The following is a 12,122-nucleotide window of genomic DNA, read 5'->3' as shown; positions in this document are numbered from 1 at the left end:
TTTCTACTTGATATGCGCAGAGAAAGCAGGAGGTGCCGCGCGGGGCAGGAAAAGAGGGCTTGCCTCCATCACACGGGCTTGAAGCGGGTGATGGAGGAGACGCCATAGAGATGAACGCTATTGCGGCCGTTCCGCTTGGAGGAATAGAGGGCGTGGTCTGCTTCTGAGAGCAGCTCCTCCAGTGAGATCGAACGGCGGAAGGCTTCAGTTACGCCGAAGCTAGCTGTGATTTTAATGGTTCCGGTGAAGGTGGAGAAGGTGCTCTGCTCGATGTCCCTGCGGATGCGCTCAGAGATCAGGGCCGCTTCCTTCAAGGGGGCTCCCGGCAGGCTTAAGACGAATTCCTCACCTCCGTACCGTCCGAAGACGTCCCCCTCCCGGACATGCTGGCGGCATACGCTTACTACATGCTGTAAGGCCATATCCCCGTGCTGATGCCCGTAGCGGTCGTTAATATTCTTGAAGAAATCGATATCCAGCAGGATGACCGAGAAAGGGGCGGCGGAGCCGGCAGCTTCCTTCAGCCGTTGGCGGCTCAGCTCCATGAAGTGGGTCCGGTTGTAGATGCCGGTCAGGCTGTCGATGGTGGCGAGCTGTAGCAGCTTGTCCTGGAGCAGGGTCCGTTCAGTAACATCGATCAGCATGATCATCCGCCCGGCGAGATGGCCGTCATGCTTCTGCACCGGGGAGGAACGGACCTGATAATAGCGGACTTCTCCGCCGGAATGCCACACCAGCTCCTGCTCTTCACTGATCTGCGGATTGGAATTCATTACATAATCGACCGCCTCTTTGCCGGCAGGCAGGAAGAGCTGGGCCAGCGGGCGGCCGATGGCGGCAGCATCCAGATCTTCAAGCATCTCGGCAGCGGCCCGGTTATAGTCCACCAGCTTGTCGGAGAGGTCCATGACCAGTACGCCGTCGCGCATGCTCTCGAACAGATTCTCGCGGGCAATCGGCGCGGCAGTCAGCATCCCTCTGGACAGAATGGCCCATATATACAGGGACGAGGTTACGCTCATCACAACGGGAACAGGGTCTGTTCCATACGGAGTCAGGTCCATCAGATAGAGGAAGGCCCCCAGCGCAGGCAGGAATTGTCCGACAAAAATAATCAGCATCTGCCGCAGATAAGCCCGCCGCATCCGCCCCCAGCGCCAGAGGATCAGGCACATACCGGCCAGCATACAGCCGAAGGTCAGACTGCCCTGCACGATATACCAGGGCCCCATGACGATATCCACCAGCGGTGTAGGTGCGTCTCCCCGGAAGTAGATAGACTTATAGAACAGGTGATGGGAGTCGTTGGTCCAGACAAGCACCGTGGAGATCATGGGGACGGAGTAGAGGAAGACCAGCAGTTTTTTGGAGACCAGCTTCTCTAAGCCTACGAAATGCATGATCATCAGCAGACTGGAGGGCGCGATGTACGGCATTCCGAGATACTCCAGCTTGATCCAGAACTTAATCTGTTCCATCGAGTTCCCTGAGAGTTCAAGTGCGAAGGCAAATGTGTATACCGCCGAGGCGGCGGAGCTGACGATGAATGCGCGCAGACCCGAGAAGTCAGTCTTCCTGTAAAAAGCAAACAGGGCGAGCAAGGCGTTCAGCACACCGGAGATCGAAACGATAATAATGTAGTTGGAAATCATAGATGCCATGGGGAATGCCTCCATGGGTTGGGATGAGCATAGGACATTGGGAATAGTCTCCTGGACACAAAATGACATGCATGTAAAGGATAGCACACATCCGCGAAGATGACATGGCGGGGTGGCGCAGCCGTTTCCACTTATGGTTACTTACTATTTTATCGGCAATCCGTTCTATTATTTACACTGTAAGCGGCCCCTTAGACAAAGTGACGGAATTTCACAGCCTCAATCTTACGCTTTGTCTAATGTGGGATTAGCAGGCAAAGTGTAACATGTTAATTAATCCTACATGAATAAATTAAAAGCACGGAAAACGCGATAATGACGCGATTATTATGTTATTTTAATTAACATTAAATAGATTCAGGGATGGAGGGGGACTGGAGATGTCACTAGTAGCAGCAACAATTCCTGAAATACAGCTGGAGCATGTCGAAATGCGTTACCAGACGGAGACGGCAGATGTGCTGGCCCTGCATCAGGTAAGTCTTGATATTGCCAAGGGGGAGTTCGTCTCCCTTCTGGGCCCTTCCGGGTGCGGAAAGACTACGCTGCTGAGGCTGATGGCAGATCTTATCACACCAACGGCAGGGAATATCATGGTGGCAGGCAAAAGCGCCAAGGAGGCCCGGCTGGCCCAGAAATACGGCATTGTGTTCCAGAGTCCGGTGCTGTATGACTGGCGGAAGGTCAAGCATAATATTACGCTGCCGCTCGAGCTGCTGGGCGTTAAGAAATCGATCCGTGAGGACAAAGCGCTGGAATTGCTGGATCTCGTAGGCCTGCAGGGGTTCGCTGACAAGTATCCCTGGCAGCTCAGCGGGGGGATGCAGCAGCGCGTAGCCATTGCCCGGGCACTCTCCATGGAGCCGGAAATTCTGCTCATGGATGAACCGTTCTCGGCGCTGGATGAATTCACGCGCGAGCGGCTGAATGAAGAGCTGCTCTCCGTCTGGAGTAAGGTGCAGAGCACGATTGTGTTCGTTACCCATAGTATTCCCGAATCGATCTTCCTGTCGGACCGGGTATTCGTTCTGTCTCCGCATCCGGGCAGGCTCTCGGCAGTCGTTGATATTCCGCTGCCGCGTCCGCGAACGGCGGACATGAGGAACAGTCCGGAGTTCTTCGAGCTGATTGCCCGTATCCGCGACAGCTTCGAAGGGGTGTAGCTATGAAGCTGAACCGTGCGTTAATGCGGGGGCGTACACTGCCGCTGCTTGTCTGGATCGGCGGCCTGCTGGTGCTGTGGGAGGCGGTCTCCTGGTGGCTGCTGCATGTGGCGAAGACGCCGCTGGCCCAGTCCAAGCTGCCTTATGTCCACGAGGTGGCGCTCACCCTGTGGCAGTACAGCGGCACCCTTCTCCGGGAAGGGGGAGCCACCTTCGGCAATGCCGGGGTGGGCTTTCTGATTGGCGCGCTCTCCGGAGTGCTGCTGGCCGTGCTGATGAGCCTCTCCCGGATGATAGAGCAGCTTGCCTTCCCGTATGCCGTTGCTTCGCAGATGATTCCGATTCTGGGGCTAGCGCCGATCATATACGGGATTGTGCGGGATGAGCAGATGTCGAGGATCATCATCTCCGGCTATATCACCTTCTTCCCGGTGGCGCTGAATATGCTGCGCGGTCTGCGGAGTGTGGACCCTTCGGCCCTGGAGCTGATGCACTCTTATGCCGCTAAGCCGTGGGCTGTATATTGGAAGCTGCGTTTCCCGGCAGCACTGCCGGGGCTGTTCAGCGGTCTGAAGATTGCGGCGCCGCTGGCTGTAACCGGCGCAATTCTGGTCGAGCTGATGGGTGCGCAGCGCGGGATCGGGGTTATTATGCTCCGCAATCTCTATTATGGACCCTCCCATACCTATATGTTCTGGTCCACGGTGCTGGTCGGTGCTCTGCTGGGTATGGCCAGCTATTGGCTGATGAGTCTGGTGGAACGTCTGGTAGCCCCCTGGCAGCCGGAATTCCGTCCTCAAGGAGGCAGCCGCTAATGGACATCAATACGGTTCGCGAATTCTCGTCCTCTAACAACGTTATTACGACAGATACGGATCAAAGCAGAGATCCGTGGAAATTCCTGAGATGGCTGAACCCCGGGTTCGTGCTGCCCCTGCTTGCCGGAGTTTTGTTCCTGCTGCTGTGGGAGCTCCAGATCTTTCACCGTATCTTCGATCTGAAGAAATATCAGCTCCCCTTGCCCTCCGCCATCGCTGAAGCGATGCGGGATAATCTCAGTCTGCTGCTCTCTTACACCGGGTATACCCTCACTGAAGCTGTTCTTGGTATGCTGATCGGCTCCGGCTGCGGCTTCCTGATTGCCTTGGCTGCCACAGCCTGGCCCCGATGGGGCGGCGGCAGCCTCACGATGGTAGCTGCACTCAATGCCGTGCCTATTGTGGCGCTTGCCCCGATCATGAACCTGTGGTTCGGAGACGGCATCGGCTCGCGGGCGGCGATTGTGACCGCGACCACGATGGCGGCTATGGCGATCAATGCCTACAAGGGCATGGCGGCTGTAGACCCGCTGGCGCTGGACCTGATGCATTCCTATGCGGCAGGCAAGCGGGCGGTATTCCGTCATCTGCGGATTCAGAACAGTCTGCCTTATGTATTCACTGCCTTGAAGATCAACGCTACAGCGAGCATGATCGGGGCGATTGTCGGGGAGTTCTTCTTCTCCTCGCGGGGGCTGGGTTATCTGCTCTCGAATTCCATCAAGGTGGCCAAGATGCCGCTGGGCTGGTCCTGCATCGTGCTTGCTGCGATTGCCGGAGTAATCTTTTACCTGGTCGTGGAGCGGCTGGAAAAGGTATTTATCAAGTGGCACCCCTCCCGGCGGACGTAGTGTTAATTCGCGTAGTATCCGCTGCACCCGTAATCGCAGTGCCTGTAATTGCAATATCCGCAACCCTGGAACTGTTACATCCGGTTTGTACCCTGGCGGGAGATAGAGAAGCTGCCAGGCACAAGCTGTATGCATATAGCAACAAGAGCGCAATCATGCTGTGTCAGGCTGTCTTACAAAAAAAACTTGAGTGGTAGGGGGAGTTGCTATGATGAAGGGTAAACAGGGCAAAACTCGTGGCGGGTTATGGCTTGCGGCGGCTCTAATGCTGATCTCGCTGCTTGCGGGCTGCGGCGGCAACAACAACGCCATTCCCTCCGCGGCAGAAGCGACTACGGGGAATGCGGCAACGGCTTCGCCGGAAACGGCGGCAACCACAGAACCGGCGGCTGAGCCGGTCACCGTGAAGCTTCAGCTCAAATGGGTGCCGCAGGCCCAGTTCGCAGGGTACTTCCTGGCGCAGGACAAAGGGTATTATGCGGCAGAGGGCCTGAAGGTCGAGATTCTGCCGGGCGGGCCGGATATCGTGCCTGAGCAGCAGGTGGCCGGCGGTTCGGCTGATATCGGGGTGGACTGGGTGGCGAGTCTGCTGACCAGCCAGGAGCAGGAGATGCCGCTGGTGCAGATCGCCCAGATTTTCCAGAAGAGCGGGCTGGTGCTGGTATCCAAGAAGGAAGCGGGCATCACTACACCGGCTGAGCTGAAGGGCAAGAAGGTAGGCAACTGGATGGGCGGCAATGAGTTTGAGATTCTGGCGCTTTTTGATAAATACAAGCTGGATTCAGGCAAGGATCTGAACTTCACCAAGCAGGGCTTCACGATGGACCAGTTCCTCGGCGGTGAGCTGGATGCGGCCTCGGCCATGACCTATAACGAATATCAGGTGGTGCTGGAGTCGGGCCTCAAGGCAGAGGACCTCAGTGTTATCGACATGAATGACGAAGGTGTGGCGATGCTCGAAGACAATCTGTTCGCCAATAAGGAGTGGCTGGAGGGCAACAAAGAGACGGCTGCCAAGTTCGTCCGTGCTTCCCTGAAGGGCTGGGCGGATGCGATTGCTGATCCCGAAGCGGCTGTGGACAGTGTGATGAAGCTTGCCGAGGCGGGCAGCACGACCCGGGAGCATCAGCTGACGATGATGACAGAGGTTGCCAAGCTGATCCAGCCGGAGGGCTTCGATGCTTCCAAGTTGGGGTATACGGATGCTGCTGCTTTCCAGCAGACCGCCGATATCGCGCTGAAATTCGGGGTCATTAAGACGGCTTCCAAGGTGGAGGAGGCCTACACGAACGAGATTGTGGAGATGGCGGCGAAATAACAGGTAATAGGATTCCTTCATAGCTGAAGCAGATGGCCGCCTGGTAAGGCGGTCATCTCTTCTAAATAGCGACGAACACAGGAAAAGAGGTGCAGACGATGACACTGCTCACGGGGCAGGCCGGTAAAGTGATGAACTATGTGAATGGAGCTTGGGTGGAGTCCTTATCCGGGCGGCAGGAGGAAGTGTTCAACCCGGCGACAGGTGAGGTGATTGCCTATGTGCCGATTTCCAGCCGGGAGGAGCTGAATGCGGCGGTGCGGGCAGCTTCGAGAGCCTATTCCGCGTGGAAAAGAGTCGCCGTTCCGCGTCGGGCCCGCTATTTCTTCCAGTACCAGCAGCTGCTGGTGCAGCACAGCAAGGAGCTGGCTGAGCTGATTACGCTGGAGAACGGCAAAAGCCTGGAGGAAGCGCTGGGCGAGGTGCAGCGCGGCATCGAATGCGTGGAATTCGCTGCCGGCACTCCTACGCTGATGATGGGCAGTCAGCTGCCGGATATCGCGACAGGCGTAGAGTCCGGCATGTATCGTTATCCCCTGGGAGTTGTGGGCGGCATCGCCCCGTTCAACTTCCCGATGATGGTGCCCTGCTGGATGTTCCCGCTGGCGGTAGCCTGCGGCAATACCTTTGTTCTGAAGCCCTCCGAGCGGACACCGCTGCTGGTGAATCGGCTGGCGGAGCTGTTCGCAGAAGCGGGCTTCCCGCCGGGGGTGCTGAATGTAGTACACGGGGGGCATGAGGTGGTGGACGGCCTGCTGGCGCATGAGGAAGTGAAGGCTGTCTCCTTCGTCGGCTCGCAGCCGGTGGCGGAATATGTCTATAAGCAGGGGACCGCACATGGCAAGCGGGTGCAGGCGCTGGCCGGCGCGAAGAACCATTCGATCGTGCTGAAGGATGCCGATCTGGACCATGCGGTGAAGAATATTCTATCCGCAGCCTTCGGCTCCGCGGGCGAACGGTGCATGGCCTGCGCTGTAGTGGTGGTGCAGGAGGACATTGCCGATGAGCTGGTGAGCCGGATCGCGGAGGCCGCGGACGGGCTGAAGATTGGGAACGGCAAGGATGAGGGGGTGTTCCTGGGCCCGGTCATCCGGCAGGCGAACAAAGACCGGACAATCGATTACATTGAAGCTGGGCTTGCCGAGAAGGCGGTGCTGGTGCGGGACGGCCGCAAGGATGCTGCGGCCGCAGGCAGCGGCTATTTCCTGGGCCCGACGATCTTCGACCATGTGCAGCCGGGTATGAAGATCTGGCGTGACGAGATCTTTGCGCCGCTGCTGTCAGTGGTGCGGGTGAAGAATCTGGCGGAGGCGATAGCGGTCACCAATGAGTCGCCCTTCGCCAACGGAGCGTGCATCTACACGGACAGCGCCAGGGCGGTCCGCGAATTCCGTGAGGAGATCGATGCCGGGATGCTGTGCGTCAATCTGGGCGTGCCTGCGCCGATGGCGTTCTTCCCTTTCTCAGGGTACAAGAAATCGTTCTATGGAGATCTGCACGCGAACGGCCGTGACGGTGTGGAATTCTACACCCGCAAGAAAATGATTACCGCGCGTTACTAAAAGAAGGAAAGCTAAGGAGGAGAGTGTGTCATGCAGAGTCTGGGCAAAGAAAGCGAGCTGGCGGTTAAGAAGGACCAGCGGTACTTGTGGCATAATATGACCCCTTACAGTGAGCAGCATCCGCCGATGATTGCAGCTTCCGCAAGCGGCTCATGGGTTACCGATATCGATGGCAATAAATTCCTGGACGGCATGTCCGGCCTGTGGTGTGTGAATGTAGGGTACGGGCGCAAGGAGCTGGCGGAGGCGGCGTACAACCAACTGCTGAGCCTGCCCTATTTCCCGCTGACGCAGAGCCATATGCCGGCCATCGCGCTGGCCGAGAAGCTGAATGAATGGCTGGAGGATGAGTATGTCATCTTCTTCTCCAACAGCGGCTCGGAAGCGAACGAAGCAGCCTTCAAAATCGCCCGCCAGTACCAGCAGCAGACCGGCCAGCCTGACCGCCATAAATTCATTGCCCGCTACCGGGGCTATCACGGAAGCTCGCTGGGCGCCCTGGCGGCGACCGGGCAGGCGCAGCGCAAGTACAAGTACGAACCGCTGGGAGGCGGGTTCCTGCATGTAGCGCCGCCTGACAGCTACCGCCGTCCGGCCGGCATGACTGAAGAGGCGTTCAACCTCCAGTGTGCGCAGGCGATTGAGGATATGATCGTCTGGGAAGGCGTAGCCTCTGTAGCGGCGGTGATTATGGAGCCGGTCATTACCGGCGGGGGCGTGATCGTCCCGCATCAGGTCTATATGGACCGGGTGCAGGAGATCTGCCGTACCCACGGCGTATTGCTGATTATCGACGAGGTGATCTGCGGCTTCGGGCGGTCCGGCCGCAAGTTCGGACATCACAATTTCGGAATCAAGCCCGATATTGTCACGATGGCGAAGGGGCTGACGAGCGGCTATCTGCCGTTATCGGCTACCGCTGTACGTAAGGAGATCTACGAGGCCTTCAAGGATAACAGTGATGACTACGGGCATTTCCGTCATGTGAACACCTTCGGCGGCAATCCGGCTGCCTGTGCGCTGGCCCTGCGCAATTTGGAGATTCTGGAGCAGGAGCAACTAGTGGAGCGGGCCGGAATTCTGGGCCACAGGCTGGCGGACGGGTTCGCCGGGCTGCTTGGGCATAAGCTGGTTGGTGATATCCGCAGCTTCGGGCTGGTCGTTGGGATTGAGCTGGTGGCGGATAAGACCACCAAACAGCCCGCCGAGCTAAGCATCGTCAAGGGGATTATTACGGACTGCAAAGCCAAGGGGCTGATCATCGGCAAGAACGGCGATACGGTGGCTGGCTTCAATAATGTGCTCACCTTCGCTCCGCCGTTATCCTCGGCAGATGAGGATGTGCAGTTCATCATCGATACCTTCACAGCTGTGCTGAACGGGAGCTGGGCAGAGTGAATTTCTCCGGGTACAGGAACTGGTAGGCGCGCAGGGCGACCTGAATGGAGATCCGGTTCTCCGGGAGCATGAAGTCCTCGCCGAGCAGCTCGGTGATTTTGTCCAGCCGGTAGTAGAGGGATTGCCTGACGATGAAGAGGCTGCGGGCGGCGATCTGCTTCGACCCGTCATGATCGAGGTAGACGCGCAGCGTCAGCAGCAGCTCGCTGCCTTTTGCCTCATCATGGTCAATCAGAGGGCCGATATAGCTGCGGATGAAATTCTCCAGCGTCTTGCCGTCGTTCAGGCTCAGCAGCAGCTGGAAGACGCCTAACTCCTCATACATGAGGACCGGCTTCTGGTAACAGGAATAGAGGGACAGCGCTTGTACCGCTTCCTGGTAACCGGCATGAGCATGCTTCAGGCCCCGGTGGGACTTGCTGACTCCGATGACGAGCTGCAGGTCCTTCAGCTTCTCATCCGCACGGATATGCTGCAGGGAATCGAGTGCCTGCTGCAGGCGCAGCTTGCCGGGCAGCTTGGACTGGATATCCAGCGCAATGACGGTCAGCCGGTTGTTCTTCAGGGTGATCAGCGGCCGGAGCGAGTACTTCTCGAAGATGGAGCGCAGGATGAGCGAGAGATGGAAGGTGATGGATTCCCAGTCATTCTCCGAGCTGTTCCATTTGACATCCCGGGGATTCTCGATCTCGATCAGGCAGACCCGGTAGGGCAGTTCATTAACCAGGTTGAAGTCCGGGCCGACCAGTCCCTTAAGCCGGTTGTCGTCCTGAGTGCGTCCCCCGACCAGCTCATCCACCCACAGATTCTCCGAGAACAGCTTCCGTTCCTCCATGTACCGCGTGCGGAGCAGCTCCTGTGCGATGGATAAGGAGGCCGAATCGAGCAGCAGGCAGTCGAATTCCTGCGGCTTGTGATTACAGACCATCAGGATATAGGCCCAAGTCTGGTCCAAGGCTCCAACGGGCTTCACGGCGATGGTCTTATGGCCGTATTCGCGGATATAGGGGGCGGCCTCCGGCACTGCTCCCTCCATTTCTTCGCTGAAGGTCTCGAAGAAGCCAAGCAGCGGACGCTGCTCCTCTGGCGCAAGGGCCGGGAAGAAGAGAGGTTTGCCTTGCAACTGCATATAGAGAATCTGTGTGCGGGTGCTTTTACATAACAATTGCAGGACCTTAAGGGTTCCCTGGGAGGTTAGGGTCAGCCGGTGGAATTCGCGGGAGATACTCTCCAGCTCTTGCAGCATCCGGTGGTGGCGGTTGATGATGAGGGAATGCAGATCGAGTGTAATATCGACGAACCGTACAGTGCGGGTGAATTGGATCAGCGGAAAATCATGCAGGTTCGAAAGAGCGATCATCTCCTGCGGAATGGCACTGAAGTAAGCTCCCAGCTCAATGCACAGGCAGGCGGCGTTCTTATCAATCAGATTCTGCATGAAAGACAGGGCGGCATCCAGATCCGTGCTTGCGCTCATTCCGGTGGTCAGAATCATCTCTTCCCCGTGAATCAGACTCTCCAGGCTCGCGCTCTCCAGCACATGCACCCAGCGGATGGCCCGGTTCAGGCCGTTTCTTCCCCCGATCAGCTCAGCTTCAGCGAACAGCGGCCGCTTCAGCGCGTCGCGGATCGTAAATACAAGTTCCCAGTCCATAAGCTTCCCCCTCATTCCCTTCGTTCTCAGGCCATTCTCACAGGTAAAAAAGTGACTTTTGAAATTAGACAATCTGTCTAATGTAACGAAAAAGCGGATTGACTATAGTTTGAATATAATATGTCAGAAAACTTAACTTAAATTGGAGTGTGATTAGCGATTTTATTGGCTTGAAGTTTATTTTACTACAATAATTCTTACAAGTATGCAAAATATTAAGGCGATCATCGTAATAATGTTATATTATATAACATAAATTGGAGCCGAGAGTGGAAGCTACTTTGGCCAGAAGGAGGGGTACCCGATGGAGCAATCTTTACCGTTAACCACATTGACACCGGAGCTGTTCATGCGTAATTTTGCCGAGGCAGAGCCGGGGCTTACCCGCAAGGGGGCCATCGAGGAATCCAACCGCTGTCTGTACTGCTATGATGCGCCGTGCATCAAGGCCTGTCCGACCAGCATCAATATCCCTTCCTTTATCAAAAGAATCGCGACGGACAATCTCAAAGGATCGGCGCAAACCATCATGGACGCCAATCCGGTCGGCGCAAGCTGCGCAAGGGTATGTCCTACGGAGGAGCTGTGCGAGGGAGCCTGTGTGCTGAACGGCGCTTCCGCGCCGATTGAGATTGGCCTATTGCAGCGGTACGCTACGGATTGGGCGATCCGCAGCGGGCTCCAGCTTTTCCAGGCGGGTGAACCTAACGGCAAGAAAGTAGCGGTGATCGGCGGCGGACCGGCAGGTCTGTCAGCAGCCAGAGAGCTGGCACGCGAAGGCTTCCAGGTAGTGATCTATGAGGCAAAGCAGCTGGCCGGTGGCCTGGATACCCACGGGATTGTCTCCTTCCGGCTGCCGCAGGACATCTCGCTCTGGGAAGTGGAGCAGGTGGAGAGGCTGGGCGTAGAGGTCCGCACGGGAATGAAGGTGGGAGTGGATGTTTCCATAGAAGAGCTTAAGGCCGGATATGATGCGATTGTGCTGGCGGCCGGAATGGGTTACGTCCCCCCGCTGGGGATTGAAGGCGAGAAGCTGTCCGGTGTCTATGATGCGATCGAGCTGGTGGAGACCACCAAGACTGGGATTCCTGCCCTGGAGCTGATGGGACAGCGTGTCGCTGTTATTGGTGCAGGCAATACGGCCATTGATGCGGCCACCTGCTCGGTGCGGCTCGGCGCGGCGAACGTGAAGATGATCTACCGCCGGACGCGCGGGGAGATGACGGCTTATGATTTCGAATATGAATTCGCCAAGCAGGAGGGTGTGGAATTCAACTGGCTGACCCTGCCGAAGCGGATTGTCGGGGATGGAGAGGGGAATGTTGCGGCACTGGAATGTGTGCGGATGGAGCTGACCGGTGAGGCCGGGCCGGATGGACGCCCCACTCCCGTGCCGGTGGCAGGCTCGGAATTCCTGCTCCCGGTGGATGCTGTAGTGGTGGCTATCGGCCAGAAGCGGCGGATGGACCTCATTGAGGCGTTGGGGCTTAAGCATACGCGGGGTGTAGTGGAGATTGATCCCGCAACCGGCCGCACCTCTGATCCGCAGATTTATGCTGCCGGCGATATTGTTTTTGGCGCAGGGACGGGGGAGGCCATGGTGGTCTCTGCCGCACAGCAGGGCAAAGATGCTGCCTATGCGATTGTGAAGCAGTGGTCAGGCCGTCAGGATGGCGTAACCGGCTCTGCCGTATAAA

At 57.3% G+C, this 12,122-nt stretch carries 9 protein-coding genes; 7 read left to right on the top strand and 2 right to left on the bottom strand.

All coding sequences use genetic code 11. From position 1 onward, the window contains the following. Positions 1 to 68 precede the first annotated feature (68 nt). Positions 69 to 1,661: a histidine kinase N-terminal 7TM domain-containing protein gene (locus NYE24_RS17915; RefSeq protein WP_342476321.1), complete on the bottom strand. Its 1,593-nt coding sequence runs from the start codon at positions 1,659 to 1,661 to the stop codon at positions 69 to 71. A 380-nt stretch (positions 1,662 to 2,041) separates the two neighbouring features. Between NYE24_RS17915 and NYE24_RS17910 the strand changes: the two genes are divergently transcribed. From NYE24_RS17910 to NYE24_RS17885, 6 genes are all read left to right on the top strand, one after another. Then, on the top strand, positions 2,042 to 2,824 hold the full coding sequence (locus NYE24_RS17910; RefSeq protein ID WP_036692092.1) for an ABC transporter ATP-binding protein: 783 nt from the start codon (positions 2,042 to 2,044) through the stop codon (positions 2,822 to 2,824). Between the two features lie 2 nt (positions 2,825 to 2,826). Continuing rightward, complete coding sequence (locus tag NYE24_RS17905) at positions 2,827 to 3,639, top strand: ABC transporter permease (RefSeq protein ID WP_342476320.1); 813 nt, start codon at positions 2,827 to 2,829, stop codon at positions 3,637 to 3,639. Beyond that, entirely contained in the window at positions 3,639 to 4,493 is an 855-nt protein-coding gene (locus tag NYE24_RS17900) for an ABC transporter permease (RefSeq protein WP_342476319.1), read from the top strand. The genes NYE24_RS17905 and NYE24_RS17900 overlap by 1 nt, the downstream gene beginning before the upstream one ends. Positions 4,494 to 4,701: 208 nt before the next feature. Continuing rightward, on the top strand, positions 4,702 to 5,811 hold the full coding sequence (locus tag NYE24_RS17895) for an ABC transporter substrate-binding protein (protein WP_342476318.1): 1,110 nt from the start codon (positions 4,702 to 4,704) through the stop codon (positions 5,809 to 5,811). 98 nt (positions 5,812 to 5,909) lie between these two features. Then, positions 5,910 to 7,373 carry a CoA-acylating methylmalonate-semialdehyde dehydrogenase gene (locus NYE24_RS17890; protein ID WP_342476317.1) on the top strand — a complete coding sequence of 488 codons (1,464 nt, stop codon included), beginning with the start codon at positions 5,910 to 5,912 and terminating at the stop codon, positions 7,371 to 7,373. A gap of 30 nt (positions 7,374 to 7,403) precedes the next feature. After that, positions 7,404 to 8,771: an aspartate aminotransferase family protein gene (locus NYE24_RS17885; RefSeq protein WP_342476316.1), complete on the top strand. Its 1,368-nt coding sequence runs from the start codon at positions 7,404 to 7,406 to the stop codon at positions 8,769 to 8,771. Here NYE24_RS17885 and NYE24_RS17880 read toward each other — a convergent pair. Then, complete coding sequence (locus NYE24_RS17880; protein ID WP_036692099.1) at positions 8,737 to 10,425, bottom strand: PucR family transcriptional regulator ligand-binding domain-containing protein; 1,689 nt, start codon at positions 10,423 to 10,425, stop codon at positions 8,737 to 8,739. The two genes, NYE24_RS17885 and NYE24_RS17880, sit on opposite strands and share 35 nt — an antisense overlap. Before the next feature lie 304 nt (positions 10,426 to 10,729). On the opposite strand from NYE24_RS17880, the gene NYE24_RS17875 reads away from it, so the two are divergent. Next, positions 10,730 to 12,121 carry an NAD(P)-dependent oxidoreductase gene (locus NYE24_RS17875; RefSeq protein ID WP_342476315.1) on the top strand — a complete coding sequence of 464 codons (1,392 nt, stop codon included), beginning with the start codon at positions 10,730 to 10,732 and terminating at the stop codon, positions 12,119 to 12,121. Position 12,122: the final 1 nt, after the last annotated feature.

Origin of the sequence: Paenibacillus sp. FSL H7-0350 (assembly GCF_038593195.1) — a bacterium.
GTDB lineage: Bacteria > Bacillota > Bacilli > Paenibacillales > Paenibacillaceae > Paenibacillus_AQ.
Note: the sequence above shows the minus strand (reverse complement) of the source record. Positions and strands in the feature narration are given on the sequence as shown.